The 24278-nt window shown below is 71.6% G+C and carries 28 protein-coding genes; 13 read left to right on the top strand and 15 right to left on the bottom strand.

Translation table 11 applies throughout. The features are described 5' to 3' along the window. Positions 1-9: 9 nt before the first annotated feature. The gene (locus NKG98_RS01600; protein ID WP_254767999.1) at positions 10-1809 is read right to left on the bottom strand and encodes a rhomboid family intramembrane serine protease; all 1800 of its coding nucleotides are present in this window, start codon (positions 1807-1809) and stop codon (positions 10-12) included. A gap of 113 nt (positions 1810-1922) precedes the next feature. Between NKG98_RS01600 and NKG98_RS01605 the strand changes: the two genes are divergently transcribed. Continuing rightward, a complete protein-coding gene (locus tag NKG98_RS01605) occupies positions 1923-2222 on the top strand; it encodes a DNA-directed RNA polymerase subunit L (RefSeq protein ID WP_254768000.1) in 300 nt (99 codons plus the stop codon). Positions 2223-2297: 75 nt separating this feature from the next. On the opposite strand, the gene NKG98_RS01610 is transcribed toward NKG98_RS01605, so the two are convergent. From NKG98_RS01610 to NKG98_RS01625, 4 genes are all read right to left on the bottom strand, one after another. Further along, positions 2298-2666, bottom strand: a complete 369-nt coding sequence (locus NKG98_RS01610) for a toprim domain-containing protein (RefSeq protein WP_425504375.1) — start codon at positions 2664-2666, stop codon at positions 2298-2300. Between the two features lie 78 nt (positions 2667-2744). After that, entirely contained in the window at positions 2745-3560 is an 816-nt protein-coding gene (gene hisF, locus NKG98_RS01615) for an imidazole glycerol phosphate synthase subunit HisF (RefSeq protein WP_254768001.1), read from the bottom strand. A 77-nt stretch (positions 3561-3637) separates the two neighbouring features. Continuing rightward, complete coding sequence (locus NKG98_RS01620) at positions 3638-5002, bottom strand: hypothetical protein (protein WP_254768002.1); 1365 nt, start codon at positions 5000-5002, stop codon at positions 3638-3640. Further along, complete coding sequence (locus NKG98_RS01625) at positions 4999-5703, bottom strand: hypothetical protein (protein ID WP_254768003.1); 705 nt, start codon at positions 5701-5703, stop codon at positions 4999-5001. The genes NKG98_RS01620 and NKG98_RS01625 overlap by 4 nt, the downstream gene beginning before the upstream one ends. Positions 5704-5815: 112 nt before the next feature. Here NKG98_RS01625 and NKG98_RS01630 point away from each other — a divergent pair, with 112 nt between their 5' ends. After that, positions 5816-6004 (top strand): DUF7550 family protein, encoded by a 189-nt coding sequence (locus tag NKG98_RS01630; RefSeq protein ID WP_254768004.1) that lies wholly within the window; start codon positions 5816-5818, stop codon positions 6002-6004. Between the two features lie 14 nt (positions 6005-6018). Here the strand turns inward: NKG98_RS01630 and NKG98_RS01635 are convergent, their stop codons facing one another. Together NKG98_RS01635 and NKG98_RS01640 are read right to left on the bottom strand one after the other, a co-directional pair. Beyond that, positions 6019-6231, bottom strand: coding sequence for a ribbon-helix-helix domain-containing protein (locus NKG98_RS01635; protein ID WP_254768005.1), 213 nt, complete (start codon positions 6229-6231; stop codon positions 6019-6021). Positions 6232-6371: 140 nt separating this feature from the next. Further along, positions 6372-6671, bottom strand: coding sequence for a hypothetical protein (locus NKG98_RS01640; RefSeq protein ID WP_254768006.1), 300 nt, complete (start codon positions 6669-6671; stop codon positions 6372-6374). Positions 6672-6894: 223 nt separating this feature from the next. Between NKG98_RS01640 and NKG98_RS01645 the strand changes: the two genes are divergently transcribed. Genes NKG98_RS01645 through menD form a run of 3 tightly spaced genes read left to right on the top strand, consistent with a single transcriptional unit; the run spans position 6895 to position 10612 of the window. Then, on the top strand, positions 6895-7485 hold the full coding sequence (locus NKG98_RS01645; protein ID WP_254768007.1) for a sulfite oxidase-like oxidoreductase: 591 nt from the start codon (positions 6895-6897) through the stop codon (positions 7483-7485). A 32-nt stretch (positions 7486-7517) separates the two neighbouring features. Continuing rightward, a complete protein-coding gene (locus tag NKG98_RS01650; RefSeq protein WP_254768008.1) occupies positions 7518-8855 on the top strand; it encodes an isochorismate synthase in 1338 nt (445 codons plus the stop codon). Next, positions 8852-10612 carry a 2-succinyl-5-enolpyruvyl-6-hydroxy-3-cyclohexene-1-carboxylic-acid synthase gene (gene menD / locus NKG98_RS01655; protein ID WP_254768009.1) on the top strand — a complete coding sequence of 587 codons (1761 nt, stop codon included), beginning with the start codon at positions 8852-8854 and terminating at the stop codon, positions 10610-10612. Before NKG98_RS01650 ends, menD begins: the two co-directional genes overlap by 4 nt. A gap of 9 nt (positions 10613-10621) precedes the next feature. Here menD and NKG98_RS01660 read toward each other — a convergent pair whose 3' ends face one another. After that, positions 10622-11521 (bottom strand): J domain-containing protein, encoded by a 900-nt coding sequence (locus NKG98_RS01660; RefSeq protein WP_254768010.1) that lies wholly within the window; start codon positions 11519-11521, stop codon positions 10622-10624. 94 nt (positions 11522-11615) lie between these two features. Between NKG98_RS01660 and NKG98_RS01665 the strand changes: the two genes are divergently transcribed. Next, positions 11616-12503: a 1,4-dihydroxy-2-naphthoyl-CoA synthase gene (locus NKG98_RS01665; protein WP_254768011.1), complete on the top strand. Its 888-nt coding sequence runs from the start codon at positions 11616-11618 to the stop codon at positions 12501-12503. A gap of 3 nt (positions 12504-12506) precedes the next feature. Here NKG98_RS01665 and NKG98_RS01670 read toward each other — a convergent pair whose 3' ends face one another. From NKG98_RS01670 to NKG98_RS01685, 4 genes are read right to left on the bottom strand one after another with little or no spacing between them, the layout of a single operon-like run. Then, positions 12507-13355 (bottom strand): enoyl-CoA hydratase/isomerase family protein, encoded by an 849-nt coding sequence (locus NKG98_RS01670; protein WP_254768012.1) that lies wholly within the window; start codon positions 13353-13355, stop codon positions 12507-12509. Further along, on the bottom strand, positions 13348-14253 hold the full coding sequence (locus NKG98_RS01675) for a 3-hydroxyacyl-CoA dehydrogenase family protein (RefSeq protein ID WP_254768013.1): 906 nt from the start codon (positions 14251-14253) through the stop codon (positions 13348-13350). The genes NKG98_RS01670 and NKG98_RS01675 overlap by 8 nt, the downstream gene beginning before the upstream one ends. Positions 14254-14300: 47 nt before the next feature. Then, positions 14301-15722 carry a zinc ribbon domain-containing protein gene (locus NKG98_RS01680; RefSeq protein WP_254768014.1) on the bottom strand — a complete coding sequence of 474 codons (1422 nt, stop codon included), beginning with the start codon at positions 15720-15722 and terminating at the stop codon, positions 14301-14303. Next, the gene (locus NKG98_RS01685; RefSeq protein ID WP_254768015.1) at positions 15719-16903 is read right to left on the bottom strand and encodes a thiolase domain-containing protein; all 1185 of its coding nucleotides are present in this window, start codon (positions 16901-16903) and stop codon (positions 15719-15721) included. Before NKG98_RS01685 ends, NKG98_RS01680 begins: the two co-directional genes overlap by 4 nt. A 105-nt stretch (positions 16904-17008) precedes the next feature. Here NKG98_RS01685 and NKG98_RS01690 point away from each other — a divergent pair, with 105 nt between their 5' ends. Beyond that, positions 17009-17473 (top strand): MaoC/PaaZ C-terminal domain-containing protein, encoded by a 465-nt coding sequence (locus tag NKG98_RS01690; protein WP_254768016.1) that lies wholly within the window; start codon positions 17009-17011, stop codon positions 17471-17473. A 105-nt stretch (positions 17474-17578) separates the two neighbouring features. Beyond that, positions 17579-18604, top strand: a complete 1026-nt coding sequence (locus NKG98_RS01695) for a DHH family phosphoesterase (RefSeq protein ID WP_254768017.1) — start codon at positions 17579-17581, stop codon at positions 18602-18604. Between the two features lie 10 nt (positions 18605-18614). Here NKG98_RS01695 and NKG98_RS01700 read toward each other — a convergent pair whose 3' ends face one another. After that, positions 18615-19073, bottom strand: coding sequence for an Hsp20/alpha crystallin family protein (locus NKG98_RS01700; RefSeq protein WP_254768018.1), 459 nt, complete (start codon positions 19071-19073; stop codon positions 18615-18617). 153 nt (positions 19074-19226) lie between these two features. On the opposite strand from NKG98_RS01700, the gene NKG98_RS01705 reads away from it, so the two are divergent. The 5 genes from NKG98_RS01705 to NKG98_RS01725 all read left to right on the top strand — a co-directional run bounded on the left by NKG98_RS01705 (position 19227) and on the right by NKG98_RS01725 (position 23578). After that, positions 19227-19907: a type 1 glutamine amidotransferase domain-containing protein gene (locus tag NKG98_RS01705; protein WP_254768019.1), complete on the top strand. Its 681-nt coding sequence runs from the start codon at positions 19227-19229 to the stop codon at positions 19905-19907. Positions 19908-19982: 75 nt separating this feature from the next. Continuing rightward, a complete protein-coding gene (locus NKG98_RS01710; RefSeq protein ID WP_254768020.1) occupies positions 19983-21014 on the top strand; it encodes an aldo/keto reductase in 1032 nt (343 codons plus the stop codon). Between the two features lie 52 nt (positions 21015-21066). Then, positions 21067-21288 (top strand): DUF1918 domain-containing protein, encoded by a 222-nt coding sequence (locus NKG98_RS01715; RefSeq protein WP_254768021.1) that lies wholly within the window; start codon positions 21067-21069, stop codon positions 21286-21288. Between the two features lie 37 nt (positions 21289-21325). Next, a complete protein-coding gene (locus NKG98_RS01720) occupies positions 21326-21772 on the top strand; it encodes an RNA-binding protein (RefSeq protein ID WP_254768022.1) in 447 nt (148 codons plus the stop codon). Between the two features lie 60 nt (positions 21773-21832). Next, positions 21833-23578 carry a YcaO-like family protein gene (locus NKG98_RS01725; protein ID WP_254768023.1) on the top strand — a complete coding sequence of 582 codons (1746 nt, stop codon included), beginning with the start codon at positions 21833-21835 and terminating at the stop codon, positions 23576-23578. Here the strand turns inward: NKG98_RS01725 and NKG98_RS01730 are convergent, their stop codons facing one another. Both NKG98_RS01730 and paaE read right to left on the bottom strand, forming a co-directional pair. Beyond that, positions 23579-24046 carry a hypothetical protein gene (locus NKG98_RS01730; protein WP_254768024.1) on the bottom strand — a complete coding sequence of 156 codons (468 nt, stop codon included), beginning with the start codon at positions 24044-24046 and terminating at the stop codon, positions 23579-23581. A gap of 61 nt (positions 24047-24107) precedes the next feature. Continuing rightward, entirely contained in the window at positions 24108-24278 is a 171-nt protein-coding gene (gene paaE / locus NKG98_RS01735) for a 1,2-phenylacetyl-CoA epoxidase subunit PaaE (protein ID WP_254768025.1), read from the bottom strand.

The following is a 24278-nucleotide window of genomic DNA, read 5'->3' on the forward strand; positions in this document are numbered from 1 at the left end:
CGAACCCGTTCACCCGTCCCGGTACTCCTCCGCGCTCGCGATCGGCACGCGCGTCCCGTCCGAGCGTGCGAAGACGACGTCCTCCTCGCGTTCGACCTGCAGTCCGTTCGCCGAGACGGTTTCGTTCTCGGCGGGGATCTCGACCCGGGCGTCCTCGCCGTCGCCCGTCACGTCGAGGAAGAAGCCGTCCTCCTCGGGGACGATCCGGACGTCACGGCCGTCGATCCGCACGTCGGGGTCGACGGGGTCGGAGGCGTGGGCGAAGTGCCGGTCGCCGTCGACGTCGATCCAGACCCGGTAGGCGGTCTCGTTGCCGACCGCCGACCAGCCCTCGCGCTCGACGGTGACGGACTCGCGCCAGCCCGGTCCGCCGACGTGGACGGTCTCCTCGCCGGCGAACTCGAGTTGGCGGGCGGGGACCGCCTCGATCCAGAGGTTGCGCTCGTCGCTGGAGACGACGAGGCCGCTCGACTCCACCGTCGAGTTCAGGCCGTACGGCGAGAGGTCGACGACCGAGACGAGTTCGTTCTCGACGCCCTCGACGTACTCGACCGAGTAGTCCTCGACCGTCACCGCCGTCTCCGAGGACTCGCCCTCGACGACGAACAGGTTCGCCGGGACGGCGGGGCCGGCGACGAGCGCGACGACGAACAGCACGGCGACGAGCGCCGACCGGCGACGGGTCGCGCCGGCGAGTCGACCGCCCAGCGTACGCACGCGCCCCCCCGAGGCGAGGGCGCGGATCCGTTCGCCGGCGCCGGGGCTCGATCCGCCGCCGAACGCGAGCGAGAGGGGCCGCGCCGTCGGCGCCGCGTCGCCCGCGAGGCGTCGCCGGAGACCCGCCGGCAGCAGCGGCCGGTCCGAACCCGCGACGGCGACGGTGACGAGCAGCGCCAGCGCGAGGACCACGACGACGCCGGGCCCGCGGTAGAGGACGTACGTGTCCCGGCCGCCGAACCAGTAGATCGCCCACAGCGACTTGGCGAAGCCGAAGAATACCAGCGCGAGCCAGAACCGGAGCGGGTCGGGCCGGTGGCCCCGCCGTTCGAGCATCGCCGCACAGAGCAGGACGCCGACGAGGAAGCCGAGCGCGTGGCCCTGGATCGCTATCGTCGCCCACGACGGGGCCGACGGCGCCCCGGGGGTCGCCTCGTAGACGTAGATCGGGTTCCGGACGGCCCAGTAGACCGTCGAGAGGACCCCCTGCGCGCCGAGGGTCGCGAGGACCGTCGCGATCGGGTAGCGGACGAGGGCGAAGCCGGCGAACGCGAAGACGACCCCCGAGAAGCCGATGACGGGGCCGAGCGCGAACAGCCCCGTCACCAGTCCGACCGCGAGGACCGCGCCCGGAACGATCGCGAACGCGCGCACCCGCGGGTCGTACCACCACCAGCGGGACCCGTCGCCGTCGTCGCGCCCGCCGGGCGGGTAGTGTCCCCACGCGAACTCGGCGATGGGCGCGACGACGGCGGTCCCGACGAGGTTGCCGACGAGGTGGCCCGATCCCGCGTGGGCGAACGACGAGGCGACGATCCCGAGCGGGTAGAAGTACGACCACGCGCGGTAGGGGAGCGCGACGGGGTTCTCGAAGTCGGAGACGCCGTCCTGAACGAACAGGTAGAACCCGAGGACGAACGCGACGACGAGGAGCGTCCCCCACGGGACGCCGTACAGCAGCCGCGAGCGGAGGGTCTCGCCCCACCGCCGGCCCGCGGGGGAGAGTCGCCTGACGACCTCGACCGACGCGACAAGCGACGCTACTACGAGCGCCGCGAGCAACGGTCCGAGGGCGTCCCCGGGTTCGGGCACGCCCAGAGGGTTTTCGCGGAGCCGTCTTGTGGGTTGTGTCTCCGGCGAGTCGCGGCCGTTCGGACGGGAGAGGCTTCGAAAGGTACAAGCGACCGACGAACGGACGTGTGGGCATGGAACTGCGGGTCACCGAGAGCAGCGAGGACGAACTCTCGATCGAGATCGCCGGCGAGGACCACACGTTCATGAACGTGCTGAAAGGTGCCCTGCTGGAACACGACGCCGTCGCCGCGGCGACCTACGACATGAACCCCGAGCAGTCGGGCGGCCAGACCGACCCGATCCTGACGATCAAGACCGACGGTGGCGTGGACCCCCTCGACGCCCTCGAGGAGGCCGCCGCGAGCATCCGCGAGAAGACGGCCGCGTTCCGCGAGGCGTTCGAGACGGCCGCGGACGAGCAGACGGCGTAGGGTTCGAACCGGCCCGCCGACGCTGGTACGTCGCTTCTTCGGGTTCCGGCGCGAACAGCGCCGCGGGCGCCCGGTTCAGGGAAGCCCCGGCAGGGAGACGGCGCCGGTCGCGACGAGTACGAGCGCGAGGCCGACGGCGACGAGGATGGGCAGGTAGGGCTTTGCGACCTCGACCCAGCCCGGCGCGACGAGGTCCTCGCTGGCGGCCGTGGCGTCGAACGCCGTCTTCTCGAGGTCGTGACCGCCACAGCGCGAACACGGCGGATTGTTCTTGACGTGCTGGCGGCCGCAGTCCGAACAGACCCAGACGTACTGGGGGCCGGTGTCGACGGTCCGCGACGACGGGTCGGCCTCGGCCGGTTCGAAGACGTTGTGGCCACACGCGTCGCAGGGAGGATCGTTCTCGGCGTGGGCTTTCCCACACCACGTACACCGCCACGTCACCCCTAGAACGGGGGACCGGGGTGGTATAAGGGTACGGGAATCCGGCCGCGTCGGCGGTCGAAGCGGGAACGGCCGAACCTACGGGCGAACGGGAACGCCGCGCTCGTCGAGGTACGCCTTGACCTCGGGGATCGAGTACTCGCCGAAGTGGAAGATAGAGGCCGCCAGCCCGGCGTCGGCGCCGGCCTCGGTGAACACCTCGTGCATGTCCTCGGGCCCGCCACAGCCGGAGGAGGCGATGACGGGCGTGTCGACGGTCTCGCAGACGGCCTTCGTCAGCGGGACGTCGTAGCCGTCCTTGGTGCCGTCCTTGTCGATGGAGTTGACGAACAGTTCGCCCGCGCCGCGGGCCTCGGCCTCGGCGGCCCACTCCAGCACGTCGATCCCGGTGCCCTCGCGGCCGCCCTTCTTGGTGCACTCGAACCAGCAGGACTCGCCGTCGACCTCGACGTAGTGCTCGCCGCCCTCGTCGTACCGGCGGCGGGCGTCGACGCTGATGACGATACACTGGCTGCCGAACGCCCTGGCGCCCTCGGTGACGAGTTCGGGCCGTTCGAGCGCGCCCGTGGTGATCGACACCTTGTCCGCACCCGCACGCAGGGTCTCCTTGATGTCCGCGACGGTGCGGATCCCGCCGCCGACCGTGAGGGGGATGAACACCTCGTCGGCCACGTCGCGGACGACGTCCAGCATCGTCTCGCGGCCCTCGGCCGAGGCCGTGATGTCGAGGAAGACGAACTCGTCGGCGCCGGCCTCGTTGTAGGCGCGGGCCATCTCGACCGGGTCGCCCGTGTACTGCAGGTCCTCGAAGTGGACGCCCGTGTAGACCGCCGCGTTCCCGTCGTCGTCGAGGTCGACGTCGATACACGGGATGATTCGCTTGGTCAGTACCATGCTGTGGGTCTCGCGCGGACGTTCGCGCCCGGGGTAGTAAAGGCGTCTGGATCGGGCGATTCGCGCTCCCTCGACGGTCAGTCCGCGAGCAACCGGTCGCGAAACGCCGCGACGGCCTCGGGCAGGACCTCGAGTTCCGCACGCAGGCGGGCGTAGCGGCCGTACTCTTTGTCGATCGAGACGACCACCTCGGGGTCGTGGTCGGCGGCACGGCGCACCGTGCCGTCGATCCACTCGAACGATCGCAACGTCTCCGAGAGGGCGTACGAACCGGGTGACGGCTCGGAGACGGGAAGTTCCTCGCGCGCGGCGGCCGCCGCCTCGATCGCCCGTTCGCGTTCGTCGCGGATCTCGGCGACGTCGGAGGGGGCCGCGACCGTCCCCTCCGCCATCCGGTCGCGGAGGCGCTCGAACGCCCGGTACGTCCGTTCGAACTCGAGCGCGCGGTAGAGCCCGGTTCCGAGGTCGCCGTCGGCCCGCGCCGTCTCCGTCCCGTCGCGAGCGTCGACGACCGAACCGCCGAACCGCCAGAGGGTGAATTCGAGTCGATCGTCGTCGAGGTCGCCGACGCCGACCGCGTCGTACCACTCCTCGCCGTCCTGCTCGGGAAAGTCGACGGCCGCGGCGCGGTCGATCGAGCGGTCGAGGGCAGCCTCGAAGATCGGCTCGAACGTGGTCGCGTCGTCGAGTCCCGCCTCGTACCGCTCCTCGAAGTGGTCCCAGACGTCGGCCGTCGCCGTCGCGAACTCGACGTCGCCCGCGGTCTCGCCGACTTCGATGACGTTCGCGTCGACGCGCCGCCGGTCGAGCGACGCGGTGGCGCGGTCGAGGTCCGACTCGAGTTGCTGGTAGTACAGCGCCGCCCGGAGCCGTCCGTCGTCGGCGTCGTCGCCACGGTACTCGATTCCCCCGCGCCGGTCCTCGATCGCCGACCGGACGGTCTCGCGTTCGGTCGCGAGGTCGTCGACGAGCGCCTCCATCTCCTCGTCGATGGCGCGCAGCGTGGTCGACGACGCCCGCGCGGACTCGCGGGCCTCTCGAAGGTCGCGCAGCGCGTGGTACAGGTCGTCGCCCGTCGCGTCGGCGGCCTCTCCCCGGGTTCGGACGGCGTCGTCCCGATGCTCCGCGATCGACTCGCGGACGACCCCGTTGGGGACGTCGTCGGGACCGAGCGATTCCGGGACGTCGGCCAGGAGTTCGTCGACCCGTTCGATCGCCGCCTCGCGGGCGCCGCGTTCGGGCCGGACCGGCACCGGCCACTTGACCGCCGGCGGCGACGGCGCGTCCGCCAGCACGGCCTCGGCGTCCGCGGCGGTGAACGTCGTCGAGTCGGTTTCCGAGGGGCGAACCTCGCTACAGCCAGCGAGGGCGACGCCGGCGCTCGCGGCGAGGCCGGCGAGGAACGCCCGCCGACGGGAGCGCGGCGTTCGTTCGCCCGTCATTCCTGGTCACCCCCGTCGGCGGTCCCGTTCGACTCGCTCGTTTCGGTTCCGTTCGGTGGGGCCAGCGGTTCCGACACGTACCGGCACATCGCGCTCTCGGAACTGCCCCGGCTTCGGGGCCGCTCCTCGTAGGGTCGATCGACCCTGCAGAGGACCGCCTCCATCACGTCCCTGTCGGCCTCACAGCGAGTCGTCGGCTCTTTCAGCCACCGACAGTAGTGGATCTTGAACTCCTCGTCCCGGGCCTCGACCGCCTCGACCTCCCTGCGGTAGCAGTCGCCGATGGACCGCTGGTCGATCGCGACCGTCTCGTTCTCGAAGTCGGTCCCCTCGACGAACGTTCGGATGGTCTCTCGCCCGTCCTCGTCGGCTTCGACGTGAAGTTCCTCGGCCGCGGCCTCGTCGGTGACGAACAGGATCGACGTCACGCCGACCGGGAGGGGTTCGTCCTCGGGGGTCTCCGCGACCTCCCGGGCCGTCTCCTCGTCCTCGAAGAGGAACGGCTCGTCGGCGTCGCTCCGGACGAAACGAACCGCGTACTCGTGGGTCGACGAGCGCTCGACGCCCGGGCCGACCGCGGTTTCGCGTCCCGTCGACGACGAACTCGGCCGATCGTCGCCGGTACACCCGGCGAGGACGACGCCGAGACAACCGCTCGCGGCGGCGAGGAGGCGCCGCCGGGAGTGCAAACTGGAGGGCATCGTCCGAAACTCGTACCCCTCGGATAAATACTCTCCGAACGACACGTCTGCGGGGAGTCGTCGCGGCGTCGCTGTAGACGGTTTTAAGGTGCTGAACCGGAAACCCTCGCGTATGGCAGACGAGAGCGAGTCCACGGACGAAGGGGAAGGGGACTCGGCGGCGACGGTCGGCCACGACCGCGTCGCCGAGCGGACGACGGCGCCGATGAGCGAGTTCGGAGCGAGGGAGACCGCCGTCGGCGCGCTCGTGGCGGTCGTCGGCGTCGCCGTCGCGTTCGGAATCCCGCTCGTCGCGTTCTGAGGAGAGAAGAGCAGCTAGAAGACGTACTCGTCGTCGTGGCCCATCATTCCGTCGTCTTCGAGCCCCGGCTCCTCCTCGTCCATCGGCCCACTGGTCTTGTAGGCTTTGATCCCCGTCGAGAGGAGGTCCTCGATGGCCTCCTCCCGATTGACGAACTCGCCGCGCTCGACCATCTGCGTGATCTGCATCTCGAGGTGCTCCGGGATCGTGATCTCTACTTTCGGCATCTGATTCGGGTTTCGGCGAGGGGGTATTTAACTTTGACGGGGATAATACACCGAAGGAAAAGAAAAATTCACACCGTGATAACTTTCTTTGGGCGGAACCGGAAATCGAACGCTTCCGCGTCGGGACGAGGCCGGGCCCGCTAGCGGTTCCCCATCATCGAGTCGATGGCGTTCCTGAGCGTCGACCCCGGCTGGGTGATCGTGTTGAGCTGCTGGCGCATCTTGCGCTGGTTGAAGTAGCTGGCGAACGCGAGGATCGTCGGCGGCCAGAGGCCGACGAACAGCCCCCGTTCGCGGTCGCCGCGCAGGAAGAAGTAGTACCACGCGAGCCCCACGGACGCCGCCGACGCGAGGGCCGCCGGCCCTATGGCCTGTTCGCTTACCTCTTCTGCCGCCTCTCCTGACATCTCCCGTTCGGAAATCTTCTGTCTGGTCGCCATGCGATCCAACGGTCCACGAGCCGATACTAAGCGGTGGCGAGGGTTTCGGGTGGTACCGAGCTGTTGGTACCCTCGCCGCGGCCGTTACGATCCGTTTAGGCGCCGGTGCCCGCGGGCGAATGCCGGATTTACCGCGCGCCGTCCGGCCGCCGGTCGAGGCGGCCGTAGCCACCTCGATTCGGGGGAACGTTACGCCTACGTACGTCGGGGCCTACCTCCGCGTATGCGAGACGTCACGGACCTCTACCGGGAGTTCGGCGACGACCGCCTCCCGCCGGGCCAGCGCGAGACTTCGAAGTTCCCCGTCCTCTCGAAGAGCGGGACGCCGTCGTGGGATCCCGAGACGTGGGAGTTTACCGTCACCGGGGCCGTCGAGGAGCCGCTCTCGTTCTCCTGGGAGGAGTTCCGCGACCTTCCGAGCGAGACCCAGCGGCAGGACTTCCACTGTGTCACCGGCTGGAGCAAACTCGACTGTGAGTTCACGGGCGTCCCGTTCCCCGAAATCGCCGAGCGGGCGGGCGTCCGCGAGGACGCCGTCCACGTCCTCTTCTCCGCGCTCGACGACTACACGACCGACCTGCCCCTCGAACAGTGCACGCGTGAGGAGGTGCTGTTCGTCCGGGCGTTCGACGGCGAGCCGTTGCCCCGCGAGCACGGCGGCCCCCTCCGCGTCGTCACCCCGCACAGGTACGCCTACAAGGGGGCGAAGTGGGTCGACGGCGTCGAGTTCCTCACGGAACCCGAACTCGGCTACTGGGAGCGGCGGGGCTACTCGGAGACGGCGAATCCGTGGCGAGAGGAACGATATAGTTAGGCTGAAGACGGCCCGCTCCCGAGGGTCTGGCGATGGACAGAGCGTCGGGAGACCGGGGGCTGACCGGAGTCGCCGAGGGCGCGGACGCCGCGTTGCACAGTCGCAGCAGCGAACTCGAAGACGTCTCCTTCGGCGCGGTGCTCGACGCCGACGGCGACTCGCTGGTCGCGTGGGCGACGCCCGACGGCCTCGAAGTCGTCGGCTGCGGCGTCGCCGCCCGCCTCTCGGCGACCGGCCCGGAGCGCTTCGAGCGCATCCGGGCCGACGCCCGCCGGCTCTTCGACGACCTCGACCACGACGGCCCCGCCGTCGCCCGCCCGCGGGCGTTCGGCGGCTTCGCGTTCCACGACGGCCACGAGGCGACGCCGCCGTGGCGCGGCTTCGACGCGGCGACGTTCGTCGTCCCCGAGGTGCTCGTCGTCCGGAGCGAGGCGGGGACGTGGCTGACCGGCGTCGCCCGCTCCGAGGCGGCGGCGAGCGAGACCCTCGACGCGTGGCGCGAGCGGCTGGCCGGCCTGCCCGCGATGCGCCCGAGCGGCGATCCGCCGGGGGTCGTCGAGACCCGGCGGACGACGACCCGCGAGGAGTGGACCGAAGGGGTCGAGACGGCCCTCGACCGGATCGACGCGGGCGACCTCGAGAAGGTCGTCCTCGCGCAGGCGCTGTCGGTCTCGCTGGCCGAACCGATCGACGTGCCGGCGACGCTCGAACGCCTGCGCCGGCGGTACCCGAACTGCTACCGGTTCCTCGTCGGCTACGGCGCGGGCACCTTCTTCGGCGCGCCACCCGAGCGCCTCGTCGCCAAGCGCGGCGACCGCGTCGAGACCGAGGCGCTCGCGGGGTCGGTCCCCCGCGGGGAGAGCCCCGAGGGCGACGAGGAACTGGCCGCCCGTCTGCTCGACAGCGAGAAGTTCCGCCGCGAGCACGGCCTCGTCGTCGAGGCGATCCGCGAGCAACTCGCGCCGCTGGCCCGGGCGGTCACGGTCGACGACCGGACCGTCCGGCGGCTGGCGACGATCCAGCACCTCCGGACGCCGATCGAGGCGACGCTCGCCGACGGCGCGCACGTCCTCGACATCGTCGAGGCGCTGCACCCGACGCCGGCCGTCGGCGGCGTCCCCCCGGACGCGGCGTGGGAGACGATCCGGAGCGTCGAGACGTTCGACCGGGGGTGGTACGCGAGCCCCGTCGGCTGGTTCGACGCCGCGGGCGACGGCGAGTTCGCCGTCGGCATCCGCTCGGGCGTCGCGACCGACGAGTCGGTCACGCTGTTCGCCGGCAACGGCATCGTCGCCGACAGCGACCCCGACGAGGAGTGGGAGGAAGTGTTGCTCAAGTACCGGCCGATCCTCGACGAACTCCGCCGATGACCGCGCCGAACCGCGCCACCCTCTGGGGTCGCGTCCTCGTCGACGAACTCTCGAAGGCCGGCCTCGAAGCCGTCTGCCTCGCCCCCGGCAGCCGGTCGACGCCGCTGACCGTCGCGTTCGCCGAGAGCGACGTCCGCGTCTTCTCGCACCTCGACGAGCGCTCGGCGGCGTTCTTCGCGCTCGGGCGGGCCCGCCGGACGGGCGAGCCGACCGCGCTGGTCTGTACTTCCGGCACGGCGGCCGCGAACTTCCACCCGGCGGTGATCGAGGCCAGTCAGGCACGCGTGCCGCTGCTCGTGTTGACGGCCGACCGACCGGCGGAACTGCGCGACAGCGGCGCCAACCAGACCGTCGATCAGGTCAAACTCTACGGCGACGCCGTCCGCTGGTACGCCGAACTTCCCGACCCCGAGGCCGACCAGCGGAAGGTACGGAGCCTCCGGACGACCGCCGCGCGGGCGCTCGCGGAGACGACCGGCGTCCCGCCGGGGCCGGTCCACCTCAACTGCCCGCTCCGCAAGCCCCTCGAACCGACCGACGTGCCGGAGGCCGTCCCCGACGAGTTCGCCGAGACGCTCGCGGGGGCGGGCCGCGAGGGGCCGTTCGTCCGGACCGAGCGAGGACGGACGACGGCCGACGCGGACGCCGTCGACCGGGTCGCGAGCGCGCTCGAAGACGCCGAGCGACCGCTGCTCGTCGCCGGCCCCGCCGACCCGCCCGCGGTGGACGGGATCGACCCCGACGTCGTCGCCGCAATCGCGACGGCCGCCGCCGCTCCGATATTCGCGGACCCGCTCTCGGGGCTGCGGTTCGGTCCGCACGTCGACGACGCGCCCGTCTGCGGCGGCTACGACGGCTACGCCGACGCGCTCCCGGCGCCGGACGTCGTCGTCCGCGTCGGCGCGTCGCCGACCTCGAAACGGCTCCGCAACGCCTTGCGCGACGCCGAGGCCCGGCAGTTCCTCGTCGACCCCGCCGGCGAGTGGCGCGAGGCGACGTTCACCGCGACCGACCTCGTCACCGCCGAACCGGGGCCGTTCCTCGCGTCGGTCGCGGCCGAACTGGACGCCGACGCGGGGACGGACGCCGACTGGCTCGAATCCGTCCGCGAGGCGGAGGCCCGCCACTGGCGCGTCTGCGAGGCCGCCCGGACGGACGACGCGGTCGCGAGCGACCCGTTCGAGGGGGCGGTCGTCGCCGCGGCGCTCGACCTCGCCCCGGACCCGGCGACCGTCTTCGTCTCGAACAGCATGCCGATCCGGGACGCGGATCGGTTCGGCCGACCGCGGAGCGCGGCCCTGACCGTGCTCGCGAACCGCGGCGCCAGCGGCATCGACGGGATCACGAGCACCGCGCTCGGGGCCGGCAGCGCGACCGACGACCCGCTCGTGCTCGTCACGGGCGACCTCGCTTTCTACCACGACGCGAACGGCCTGCTGGCGGTCGACCGCTGTGGCGTCGACGCGACGGTCGTCCTGCTGGACAACGACGGCGGCGGTATCTTCCACAAACTCCCGATCGAGTCGTTCGACCCGCCGTTTACCGACCAGTTCAAGACGCCCCACGGCCTCGAGTTCGACGCGCTGGCGGAGTTCTACGACGTCGAGTTCGAGCGCGTCGCGCCGGCCGACTTCGACGAGGCCTACGAGCGCTCGCTCCGGCGCCCGGGGACGCAGGTGCTCGCCGTCGGGTTCGACGCCGAGGCGAGCCACCGGCGCCGGGAGGAACTCGAACGGCGGGTTCGCGACGGCGAGTGAGTCGGGGCGTCAGGGCCGTACGGCCCACCAGACGGCCACCGCGTAGCCGAGGGGTACCCAGGTGGCCGCGAGGGCGAGCAGGCCGATCGGGGAGAACGGCCCGACCGCGGGGTGCCAGACGAGCGCGAGCGGCGTGAGGACGCTCCAGACGCCGAAGGCCGTGAGCGCGGCCCGCGGCACCGTCAGCAGGGAGCCGACGAGGACGAGCGTGCAGGCCGCGACGACGAGGTTGACCCACAGCGGGAACGCCGGTGTGAGGCTCCCGTAGACCAACAGCGGATAGAAAAGCGCCACGGCGCCGGCGGTGATCGCGATCGACTGGTCGATCGGCGGTCGTTCGTCGGCGAAGTCGACCTCGTCGTCCCAGCCGTGGACGCTGTAGCTGAACCCCTCGCCCTCCGCGCGCGACCCCCCGGCGGTCGTCCGCGTCCGGTCCGTCGAAGTTGTCTTCGCCCGCGCTCGGCCGGCGGAGACGTCCGACGAGGAGTCCGTCCCGAACTGCCACTCCGTGCCCGAGGTCGCTCGCCGGCGGCGGGACCGCTGGCGGGCGTGGTGGCTCGGTCCGCCGTCGTCGGCCTCGCTCGCGGATCGCTCGGCGGCCCGCGCGGCCGCCTCGGCGACGCTCCACGATCCGTCGCCGCCGGTCCCGCCGCCGGTTCCGGCGACCCCCTCGTCGTCCGACTCGACCCCGAGGTAGGCCTCGTGGCCGAGGCGGTCGTAGCGGGTGCGCTCGTCCTCGTCCGTGAGGACCGCCTCGGCCTCGCGGACGCGTCCGAACTGCTCCGCGGCGTCGGGGTCGTCGTTGTGGTCCGGGTGGGTTTCGAGGACGCGCTCGCGGTAGGCGGCCCGAATCTCCTCCGTGGAAGCGTCGCGGGGGACGCCGAGCACGTCGTAGTACGTCTCGGCCATCGGCTGGTCGACGATACGTCGGCGGGGGGATAAATTTCCCGGAGCGACGCGGCGACGCGAACCTATTTCACGCCTCCGTCACCAATTCCCCGGCATGGTTTCGGAACTGTTCGACGAGGACCGGTGGGAGCCGGTGGACGGGTTCGACTTCCGCGACATCACCTACCACCGCGCGGTCGACTCGGGGACGGTCCGGATCGCGTTCGACCGCCCCGAGGTGCGAAACGCGTTCCGGCCCGGCACCGTCGACGAACTGTACGACGCGCTCGACCACGCCAAGCGCCAGACCGACGTCGGGTGCGTCCTGCTGACCGGCAACGGCCCGTCGCCGAAAGACGGCGGCTGGGCGTTCTGTTCGGGCGGGGACCAGACGATCCGCGGCGAGGACGGCTACCAGTACGAGGGCGAAGAAGCGCGAGCCTCGGAGCAGGGTCGCCTCCACATCCTCGAAGTCCAGCGGCTCATCCGTCATATCCCGAAAGTCGTCGTCTGCGTCGTCCCCGGGTGGGCCGTCGGCGGCGGCCACTCCCTGCACGTCGTCTGCGACCTCACGCTCGCCAGCGAGGAGCACGCGAAGTTCCTCCAGACCGACCCCGACGTCGCCAGCTACGACGCCGGTTTCGGCTCCGCGTACCTCGCCCGACAGATCGGCCAGAAGAAGGCCCGCGAGGTGTTCTTCCTCGGGAAGACCTACTCCGCCGAGGAGGCCGCCGAGATGGGGATGGTAAACGAGGTCGTCCCCCACGAGCGGCTAGAGGAGACCGCACTGGAGTGGGGCGAGACCATCAACTCGAAGAGCCCGACGGCGATGCGGATGCTCAAGTACGCGTTCAACATGGCCGACGACGGCTTCGTCGGCCAGCAGGTGTTCGCCGGCGAGGCAACCAGACTCGGCTACATGACCGACGAGGCCCGGGAGGGCCGGGACGCCTTCGTCGAGGGGCGGGAGCCGGACTTCTCGGAGTTTCCCTGGCACTACTGACCGCTACCGTCCCTCCCACTCGGGGTCGCGGTCCTCGAGGAAGGCGTCGATCCCCTCGTCCTTGTCGCGGGTCGCGAACAGCCCCGCGAACAGTTCGGCCTCGTACTCGATGCCGGCTTCGAGGTCCATCCGGGAACTCGCCGTGACGGCTTTCTTCGCGACTTCGAGCGCCAGCGGGCTCTTCTCGGCCATCGAGCCGGCGAGGTCGTAGACGGCCTCGTCGAGGTCCTCCGGAGGGTGAACCTCGTCGACGAGGCCGATCTCGCGGGCCTCCGCGGCGTCGATCAACTCGCCGGAGAGGATCAGCCGCATGGCCTGTCCCTCGCCGACCAGTCGCGGCAGCCGCTGGGTCGCCCCGCCGCCGGGGACGAGGCCGAGGTTGATCTCCGGCTGGCCCAGTTTCGCCCGCTCGCTGGCGATCCGGACGTCACAGGCCTGCGCGAGTTCACAGCCCCCGCCCAGCGCGTGGCCGTTGATCCGCGCGATCACGGGCTTCGAGAGGTCGTCGACGGTCTCGTAGACCCGCGGGCGCGCGCTCGCCGCGCGCTGCTCGACGGGGCCGCGCTCGCGTAGCTCCGTGACGTCGGCGCCGGCGACGAACGCCTTCGCCTCGTCGGCGCCGGTCAGTACCACCGCGCGGACGCGGTCGTCGGCCTCGACGGCCGCGAGCGCCCGCTTCAGTTCCTCTCGTACCGTCGCGTTCAGCGCGTTCCGGGCCTCGGGGCGGTCGATCGCGACCGTCGCCACGCGCTCGGCGCGCGCGCCGACGTCCACCCGGACGGTTTCGAGCGAGGCCGCGACTGCCTCCGGGTCGCCGTCGTCGCCGTCGCCCTCGACGCCGCCGTCACTCATCGGCGCCACCCCCGAGCCCCCCGCTCCCGTCGTCGCTGACGCCGACGATTTCGCCGTCCTCCCAGACGTAGAACCCCTCGCCGGTCTTGCGCCCGAGTTTGCCGGCGCGGACCTTCCGGCGGAGGATCTGTGGCGGGCGGAACCGCTCGCCGAGTTCCTCGCGCAGGTGCTCTAGGATGTCCAGTCGGACGTCCAGCCCGACGACGTCGCCGAGTTCGATCGGCCCCATCGGGTGGTTGTAACCGAGTTCCATCGCCCGGTCGACGTCGCGGGGCGAGGCGACGCCCTCCTCGAGCATCCGCATCGCCTCGACGCCGAGCGCCACGCCCAGCCGCGAGGTGGCGAAGCCGGCGGTGTCCCGGACGGTGATCGGCTCCTTGCCGAGGTCGTCGACGAACTCGCGGGCGAACGCGACCGTCGACTCGTCGGTCTGCTCGGCGACGACGATCTCGACCAGCGCCATCACGTGCGGCGGGTTGAAGAAGTGGAGGCCGATCATCCGTCCGGGATCGTCGAGCGTGCTCGCGATCTCGGTCAGCGACAGCGACGACGTGTTCGAGGCGAGCGTCGCGTCCGCCGGGGCGAGGTCGGCGACCTCCTCGAACGTCCGTCGCTTGAGGTCGAGTTCCTCGGGGACCGCCTCGATTACGAGGTCGGCCTCGCCGACGGCCGCCTCGAGGTCGATCGTGCCCTCGATCCGTTCGAGGGTCGCTTCGAGGTCCTCCTCGGGGACCTTCCCGCGGTCGACCCCCTCGCGGAGGTTCCCCTCGATCGACTCCAGGCCGTCGCGGACGAACTCCGTCTGGACGTCCCGCATCACGACGTCGTGGCCGGCCATCGCGGCCACCTGCGCGATTCCGTGCCCCATCGTGCCTGCGCCGAGTACGCCGACGTGCATGCACGAACCCCCACCCGCGTTCGGGTTAAGCGTTGTTCCCGTCCGCGCTACGCGGGCCGGACCTTGAACCCGTACCGCGTCACGCCCTCCTGCTCGTAGATCCGGCGGATCGTCGCCTCGACGCGGTCGCCGACGGCGAACGCCGCGGGGTCGGCGTCGGTCCCCATCGCGGGCACCCTGACGCGCTCGTCGCCGACCGCGAAGGAGACGACCAGCGCCGCGTACGCGCCCTCGCGGGCCACGCGCTCGGCGAACTCCGGCGGGGCGCCGCCGCCGGAGATGGTCGTGGCCGCCTCGACGGTCCCCTCGCGGGGGAGGGCGACGGACTCGAACGGGTCGAGCGACCCGCAGTCGGGGCAGGCCCCCTCCGGCGGGAACGCGAGCGCCCCGCAGTCGGGACAGCGCCCGGCCTCGAGTCGGTAGCGCTGCGGGAGCGACCGCCGCCACGAGGGGACGCTGACGTACGCGCCCCCGCCCTCGGGCGGGCCGGACGTGACGACGCCGCGCCGGCGGAGGTACGCGGCGTACGAGATGGGGTCGCCGCCCCGGTCGAGCGCGTCGTCGACGGGGACGTCGCCCTCCGCCTCGACGACGAACGCGTCCGCGCCGGCGCCGCTGCCGTGGGAGACCGCGAGGATCGACTCGTGGCCCGCCGCCAGCGCCCGGGCGAGCGAGACGGGGACGCTCGCGGCCCCGAGGTCGCCGAGGTCGTGGACCGTCGCCGCGGCCTCGATCGCCCCCGCGTCGACGCCGGCCGCGTCGGCCGCGCGGTAGGGGAGTTTCCCGTCGGGCGCCTGAATCGCCGCCGCGTCGGGGTCGGGCACGGCGGCGAGTCCGTCGACCGCACCCTCGATCGTCTCGACGAACGCCCGCCGGTCGTAGGCCGTGACGCCCAGTCCCGTCGTCTCGTCCGACCCCGTCTCGCGGAACCGCGTCCCCGGATAGGGGGCGGCGTACTCGGCCCGGTCGACGATCCGGGCGGGCCCCTCGCGGTCGAGGACGAACGCCGCGGCGCCCGCGCCCGCCGCGTGGTCGATTTCGTCGTCCGGGTCGCCCCGCGGGGCGTCCGCCGCGACGACGAGCGCCGTCTCCGCCGCACCCGCTTCGAGGGCGTCCGCCGCGGCCCACAGCGCCCGCGTCCCGGCACGGGTGCTCCCCGCGAAGGCGTGTCGGGTCGCCCGCTCCGGGACCGCGAGCATCGCCCCCAGACGGGCGGTGAGGTCCTCCTCGGCCAGCGGGGGCCGGGAGGCGGCGAAGCCGAGCCAGTCGACCGCCGACCCGTCGCGGTCGGCCGCCGAGAGCGCGCGCGCCGCGGCCTCGCGGGCCATCGTCAGCGGGTCCTCGTCGGCCGCGGCGACCGCCTTCTCCCGGACGCCGGGGGCGTCGAACCGGCCCCACGCCGCCTCGAACGCCTCCGCGTCGATCCGGAAGCGGGGCGCGTAGGCGCCCGCGGCGCGGATCGCGGTCACGCGCCCACCTCCTCGGACTCCTCGCGCTCGAAGACGTGGACGACCGCCGCGCCGCCGCTCCCCCCGACGTTGTGGGTGAGCCCGCGGGTCGCGCCCGCGACCTGTCGCTCGCCGGCGGTCCCCGAGAGCTGTTCGAACGCCTCGACGACCTGCCCGGCGCCGGTCGCGCCGATGGGGTGGCCCTTCGACTTGAGGCCGCCGGAGGTGTTGACCGGCAGGTCGCCGCCGCGTTCGGTCGCGCCGGCGGCGACGAGGTCGCCCGCCTCGCCGCGCTCGCAGAAGCCGAGGTCCTCGTAGGCGAGCAGTTCGGCGATGGCGAAACAGTCGTGGACCTCCGCGAAGTCGATCTCGTCGGGGCCGATCCTGGCCGCCTCGTAGGCCCGCTCGGCCGCCCGCTCCGAGGCCGGGATCCGCGCGAGGTCCTCGCGCTGGAACAGTCCGACGCGGTCGCTGCCGGCACCGACGCCCGCGATCCGGATCGGCTCGTCGGCGTACTCGGCGACGACGTCCTCACTCGCGACGAGGACGCAGGCCGCCCCGTCCGAGGTCGGACAGCAGTGATAGAGCGTGAGCGGGTCGGCGACGACCGGCGCCGACTCGGCGTCCTCGACGGAGCACTCGAACCCCAACTGGGCGTGGGGGTTTTTCGCGCCGTTCTCGTGGTTCTTCGCGGCGACCTGCGAGAGGCGCTCGCGCGGGAGGTCGTACCGGTCGGCGTAGACGCCGGCCATCTGGGCGTAGGTGCCGGCGAAGGTCGTCCCGGAGAGCCGTTCCCACTCGGTCTCGCCGGAGACGCCGAGCCAGTACTTCGTCGCGTCGGCGCTCGCGTCGGTCATCACCTCGAAGCCGCCCGCGAGGACGACGTCTGCCATCCCCGAGCGGACGGCCTGTACCGCCTGCCGGACGGCGAAACCACTCGCCGCGCAGGCGTTCTCGACCCGCGTACAGGGTACGCCGCCGAGGCCGACGTGTTCGGTGACGGCGGGGCCCGACAGGCCGAGTTGGCGACCGCCGACGCCGAGGGTACCGACGACCGCCTCGTCGACGGCCGCGGGGTCGAACCCCTTCGGGACGCTCGCGACGGCCGCCTCGAACGCCGTCCGGAACAGCGAGCGGTAGCTCTCGTCGGGGAACGCGCCGAAGTCGGACTGGCCCGCCCCGACCACGTAAGCGTCTCGCATACCCCCACGTGCGTCGGCGTCGCGGAAATACGTGCTGGGGCGGCGGTCTTCGGCGAGCGAGGAAAACCTCACGATTAAATATCGTGTCCGGAGAACCCCCGGAGCATGCCCTACAGCTACGAGCCCCACCACTTCGAGGACTTCGAGGAGGGACAGGAGTTCGAGAGCGTCGGCCGGACGGTGACGGAGGCGGACTTCGTCTTCCACTCGATGTTCGCCGGCGACTGGACGGAACTACACACCAACCGTCACTACGCCGAAGAGGAGTACTTCGGCGAGCGCGTCGCCCACGGCCCGATGACGTTCGTCCTCGCGACGGGGTTCGTCTACCGCTGTGGCTTCCTCGAACGGACCGTACTCGCGTTCCTCGGGATGAACTACATGGACATCCCCGCGCCCGTCCGGACGGGCGACACCATCTCCCTCGAGATGGTCGTGACCGGGACGAAGGACCTCTCCAGTCGCGACGACGCCGGCCTCGTGACCATCGACACGACGATGACGAACCAGGACGGCGAGGTCGTCTTCGAGGGCGACATGAAGTTCCTGATCAAGCGCCGGTCGGCATGACGACGGGCAGTAATAGACACTTACACCGGTAAACACGGTGTTGCCGCGCGTTCGGCCCGCAGAACCGCCGGGGGGTTCAAACGCGTCGTCGCCCTATGTGGATGCATGTCCCGCGCGGCGGAGCTCGCGGACGCGCTCGACGAATGCGACTCGCTGGCGATCGTCTGTCACGACAATCCCGACCCGGACTGTCTGGCGAGCGCGCTGGCGCTGCGGACGATCGCCGACGCCCACGACGTCGAGGAGGTGACGGTCCTCTACGGCGGTGAGATCTCCCACCAGCAGAACCGCGCGTTCGTCAACGTCCTCGACATCGGCGTCCACGACGTCGGCGGGGGCGATCCCCTCGACTTCGACGACGACGAGTGTATCGCGTTCGTCGACCACTCGCGGCCGGGCGCCAACTCGATCGCCTCGGCGTCGGTCGACCCGGACATCGTCGTCGACCACCACCCCGGCGAGACCGTCGACGCGCCGTTCGTCGACGTGCGAACCGACTACGGCGCGACGGCGACGATCTTCGTCGAGTACCTGCTCGAACTCGGGGTCGCGCTGACGACGCGGCTCGCCTCGGCGCTGCTGTTCGCGCTCCACCGCGAGCGCCTCGACTACCTGCGCGAGCCGACCGAGCGCGAGTACGAGGCCGCGCTCACGGTCTTCCCGCACGCGGATCTGGAGACGCTCGAACAGCTCTACGGCAGCGCGTTCTCCCCGGCGACGATCGACGCGATCGGTCGGGCGATCGCCACGCGCAAGCGCCGGGGCTCCTCGATGGTCGCGAGCGTCGGCCGCACGCCCGAGACCGACGCCCTCCCGCAGGCCGCCGACTACCTGCTGAACCTCGAGGGGGTCGACACGGTGCTGGTCTACGGGCTGGTCGACGGCACGATCCGGATGAGCGGCCGCTCGATCGACCCGCGGGTGAACATGGGCGAGACGCTCGACGACGCCTTCGGCGACCTCGGCGCCGTCGGCGGCCACCACGACATGGCCGGCGGCCGGATCGGCCTCGGGCTGTTCGCCGACGACTCCGGGGACGACGCGGAACTCCTCGAGTTCGTCGCCGGCCGGATCACGCGCCGGTACTTCGACGCGCTCCACCTCGACGACCGCGCCGAGGAGGCGCGCTGACCCGCTCCCGTCACTCGATGTCGATCGAGCGCCCCGCCTCGCTCGGCTCTCGCTTCTCGAGGGTGACCGACAGGACCCCGTTGTTGACCGACGCGCTCACGCCGTCGGGGTCGACGGGTTCCGGAAGGCTCACCTGCCGGCTGAACGACTGCGACCGGCGCTCGCGCCGGATGAACGTCTCGTCGCTCTCGTCGACGGCGTGCTCGCGCTCGCCGCTGACGTGGAGTCGGTCGCCAGAGAGCCGGACGTCGAGGTCTTCGGTCTCGTAGCCGGGGACGTCGACGGTGACGACGAACTCGTCGCCGCGGTCGGCGAGGTCGAGACCGGTCGTCGACCCGCCGAGCGACATCTCGAACTGTCCTTCGCCCCCGGCGTTCGTGTCCCACACGCGCGCCGCGTTCTCGAACTGCCGGCTCATCCGTTCGAACAGTTCCTCGAGTCCTTGAAACGGGTTGGGTCGACCTGACATGGATACCACCGCACTCGGACGGTTCGCCGCGAACGGCGAAAAAGATCACCCCCGCGCTCCGGGAGCCCGCGGCCGGCAGGTCGCCGGCTGTCGGTTCCGGCAGAATCGAGGGGTGGGCCGGTCGTTATAGTTCTGGGTCGCGTACGGCCGTCCATGACGAAAGCACTGTTCGTCGTCAGCGAGGAAGGCTACTGGGGAGAGGAGTGTGTCGAACCGCTCGAAACGCTCTCGAACGCGGGCGTCGAGGTGACGGTGGCGACGCCGTCGGGCGGGCCGCCGGTGATCGACGAGCGCTCGATCGACCCCGAACAGGTCGGCGAGGAGACCGCCGAGCGCGTCCGCGAGGTCCACGAGACCGACGAGCGACTCAACGACCCCGTCCCGCTGGCCGACGTCCACGCCGAGGACTACGACGCCGTCGTCTTCCCCGGCGGCCACGGCACCGAGTGGGACATCAATCAGGACCGCCACGCCCGCGCGGCCCTCCGCGAGGCCATCGAGGGCGAGGAGGGCAAGGCGATGGTCGTCTGCCACGCCGTCGGCCTCCTCGCGTTCGCCCGCGACAGCCACGGGGCGTTCATCGTCAACGGCCGGGAGGTCACCGGCTTCCCCAACGCGTGGGAGGAGGGGATCGTCGACGAGAACGACTGCATGCCCGACGGCCGGAAACTGCCCTACTGGGTCGAAGACGAGGTGAAAGAGGCCGGCGCCGAGTGGGACGCCGAACTCGATTCGGACACGAGCGTCACCGTCGACGGCGACCTCGTCACCGGCCGCGGCCCCGAGTCCTCGCGGGCGGCCGCGGAGACGCTGCTTTCGGAACTCGGCGTCTAGCTCCGGCGGCCGGTACTCCCGTCGTCCCACCGCGACCCCGGTACGGTTTTGACGGCCGCAAGCGTGGTCCCGCGTATGGAGTACACCCGACTCGGGTCGACCGGGACGACGGTCTCGCAACTGTGTTTCGGGACGTGGCGCTTCGGCCGCGAAACCGACGGCGTGGTCGAGACGGACCGCGAGGAGGCCCACGAGTTGCTCGACGCGGCGTGGGAACGCGGCATCAACTTCGTCGACACCGCCAACGTCTACGGGACGCCACACGGTACCAGCGAGGAGTACATCGGCGAGTGGCTCGAAGACCACGACCGGGAGGACTTCGTGCTCGCCTCGAAGGTTTACTTCCCGTTCGACGGCTGGGGCGACCCCGGCCCGAACGATTCGGGACTCGGGCGCAAACACGTCCGGGCGCAGATCGAGGGGACGCTCGACCGCCTCGGCACCGACTACCTCGACCTCTACTACATCCACCGCTGGGACGAGAACACGCCGATCCGCGAGACGCTCCGGGCGCTCACCGAACTCGTCCGCGAGGGGAAAGTCCACTACCTCGGCGCCTCGACGATGGCCGCCTGGCAACTCACGAAGGCCCTCTGGACCGCCGACGTCGACGGCCTCGAACGGTTCGAGGTGACCCAGCCGCTGTTCCACGCCGGCTACCGCGACGACATCACGGACTACCTCGACGTCTGTGCCGACCGGGACCTCGCGGTCTGCCCGTACTCGCCGCTGGCCGGCGGCTTCCTCACCGGCAAGTACGAGCGCGTCGACGAGGACGACCCGACGGCGTTCGAGGGGCCGGAGGGCGCCCGCGGCTCGCTCGACGATCGCTTCGAGGACTACTACCTCTCCGAGCGCGGCTGGCACGTACTCGACGAGGTCCGCGCGGTCGCGGACGAACTCGACGCGACGCCCGCGCAGGTCGCCTTGCGCTGGCTGATCGAACAGCCGAACTTCACCTGCGTCCCCATCGTCGGCGCGCGCACCGTCGACCAGCTAGACGAGAACGTCGGCGCCGTCGACCTCTCGCTCAGCGACGAGCAGTTCGACCGGATCGTCGACGCCCGGTACGACGAGGCCGGCGAGCGGTGGGGTCACCGCACCTGACCGTCCTGGTGTGAATCAGTCCCTTTTTACGCCGCGCCGGGGAACTGCGAGTATGAGCTTCGAGGAAGACGACCGCGTCGTCCTGCACGACAAACACAGCGAGTTCGACGGCGAGGTCGGCACCGTCACCCAGACGATGGAGTCGATGTTCGGCGACGTCACCTACACCGTCAGCTTCGAGGAGGGGCAGGAGACCGGCGTCCCCGAGGACGCCATCGAGGCCGCCGACGAGGACGAGGACGAGGACGAGGACGAGGACGAGGACGAGGAGTAAGCGCACCGCCGCCCGACCGCCACCGACTCACGAACCGATGCCAAAGATCCCGCTGCACTACGTCGACCTCCGTACGTTCTGTTACGCCACCGAGGACGAGAAGCGCGTCGAGGCGGCGCTCCGGACGTTCCTCCCCGAGGAGTTCGAGGTAGAGCGCGCCGAAACCGAGGGCCACTACGGCGACCGCATCCTCGTCCTCTCGGCGCGCGTCGAGAACGCCGACGACGTCCGCCACGTCCTCGGACGGCTGACCGACCTCGAAGGGTTCGACCGCCTGCTCGCGGAACTCGACCAGCGGGTCACCGACAACTGCGAACTCTTCTTGCGGCTGGACAAGCAGGCCGCGTTCAACGGGGCGGTCCGCCTCGGCGACGGCATCACCGTCCGCGCGAAGGTCGAGGCCTACCCCGCGAAGAAGGAGCGGGCCGTCGAGAACGCCGAGGCGGTTCTCGAGGAACTGCGCGACGAGGCGGCCGAGGACTGACCGGCCGCGCCCGCGGCGTCGAGCGGGGCGTTTTTCTCCCCCGCGCGAGTGGGGCGGCGTATGGACGTACACGTCGTCGCGGACGATCCGATCCTCGACGCCGTCGCCGCGGCGCTCGCCGACGCCGACGTCGGCGTTCGCGAGGCCGAGGCGGCCGACGTCGCCGACGCCCGCTTCGCCGTCGTGAGCGACCTCGCCGGCGGCGAGACGCTGCGGGCGGCGAACCGGGCCGCGCTGGACGGGAACACGCCGTGGATCGCCGTCGAGGTCGGCGGCGTCGGCGGCCACCCGCTGCCGGGGGTCGACGCCGCGGTAGCGGGATTTGCCCCGCAGACGGGCTGTTACGAGTGCCTGCGCGCCCGCGTCGCCTCGACCGTCGACGAGACGGCGGACCGACCGAAAGCCGACCGCAGCGCCGTCCGCCTCGCGGGCGCGGTCGCCGGCCGGGAGTGCGTGCGGCTGTTCGCCGGCGAGGAGCCGTCGATCGTCGGCCACGTCCGCGAGGTGCCCCACGCCCGTCGACGGCTGTTGCCCGTCCCGGGCTGTTCCTGCGAGGAGGGCGGCCGGGACCGCCGCCTCGACCGCGCGGACGACGAGTCGCTGTCGCTGGAGGCGGCCGTCGACGCCGCCGAACGCGCCATCGACGAGCGAGTCGGTCTCGTCACCTCCATCGGCGAGGCCGAGTCGTTCCCCGCGCCGTACTACCTCGCGACGGCGGCGGACACGACGGCCTACAGCGACGCGAGCGCGGCGACGCAGGCCGCCGGCGTCGCCGTCGACTGGAACGCCGCGCTGATGAAGGCCGTCGGCGAGGCCCTCGAACGCTACTGCGCGGGGGTCTACCGCGAGGACGACTTCGTCCACGCGAGCGAGGTCGACCTCGCGAACCCGGTCTCGCCGACCGACCTCGTCCGGCCCGACGACGCCCCCGCGTACGACCCGGCCGACGAGCACCGGTGGGTCGAGGGCGAGGACCTCGCGACGGGCGAGCAGGCCCACCTCCCGGCCGCCGCGGTGCAGTTCCCCCAGCCCGGCGACCGCCTCGTCCCGTCGATCACGACGGGACTCGGCCTCGGCTCCTCGACGGCCGACGCGCTCGCCGCGGGGCTGACCGAGGTCGTAGAGCGCGACGCGACGATGCTCGCGTGGTACTCGACGTACGATCCGGTCGGGCTGTCGGTCGACGACGACGGCTTCGAGGCGCTGGCGAAGCGTGCGCGCAGCGAGGGGCTGACCGCGACGCCGCTTTTGGTCACGCAGGACGTCGACGTGCCCGTCGTCGCCGTCGCGGTCCACCGCGACCCCGACGCCGACGGTTTCGACGCGGAGTGGCCCCACTTCGCGGTCGGCTCCGCCGCCGACCTCGACGCGGCCGCGGCCGCCCGGTCGGCGCTCGCGGAGGCGCTGCAAAACTGGATGGAACTGCGCGGGCTCGGCCCCGAGGACGCCGACGAGGCCGGCGGCGCCATCGGCGAGTACGCCTCGTTCCCCGAGCGCGCCCGCGAGTTCGTCGCCGTCGACCGGACGATTCCGGCGGCGTCGGTCGGCCCGGACCCGGTCCCGACGGGCGCCGAGGCGGTCGAGGAACTCGTCTCGCGGACCGTCGACGTCGGACTGACGCCCCACGCGGCCCGGCTGACGACCCGGGACGTGGCGGGGGTCGGCTTCGAGGCGGTCCGGGTCCTCGTCCCCGGCGCGCAGCCGCTGTTCACCGGCGAGCCGTTCTTCGGCGAGCGCGCGCGGGAGGTGCCGAAAGAACGGGGGGACGAGCCGCGGCTCGACCGGGCGTTCCACCCGTATCCCTGATCACTCGCCGGTCGTCCCGTCCGCGGTGTCGTTGGTCGAGCCGTCCGCGGTGTCGTTGGTCGTCCCCTCGCCCTCGCGCTCGCTGATCTCTAGCGTCAGGTCGTCGTCGTAGATGCGGATCGCGACGAGGTTCGTCTCCTCCGTGATCCGGCCGGTCTCGACGAGGTCGTCCGCGCCGTCGCCGCCGAACCGCGTCACCCGGAACCGCTGGGCGACCGCGTCGAGTCGGGGCGCGTTGACGCGCTCGTCGGGCCTGACCGTGTACGCCTCGTCGTAGGTCTGGCGGTCGGTCCGGCTGTCGTACGCCTCGAGGCGCACGTTGAACGCCCGGTCGGCCTCGCTGAAGATCCGCACCGGCACCGGCCGGCGGAGGCTGCCCTGAAAGTGCTCCCGGAAGGCGTCGAGACAGCCCGCCGTCCCCACGGTCCCGAGGGCGGCCGTCGATCGGAGTACCGTACGGCGATTCACGGCCGGCGGTTGGGGGCGGGAACTGGTAAACGCTCCCCTTTCGGGTCGGTCGACGGACCCGTCACTCGAACTTCTCGAACGGCTGGCGACACGCCCGGCAGAAGTGCATCGACCGACAGAGCGACGGCCCCTTCGGGTGCTCGCGGACGGTGTCCTCCGACCCGCAGTAGGGACACTCCGCGCCGGCGGCCGCACCCGAGGTGTCGACGCTGGGGTCGAGTCTCCGGCGCAT

Source organism: Salinilacihabitans rarus (genome assembly GCF_024296665.1).
Taxonomy (GTDB): Archaea; Halobacteriota; Halobacteria; order Halobacteriales; family Natrialbaceae; genus Salinilacihabitans; species Salinilacihabitans rarus.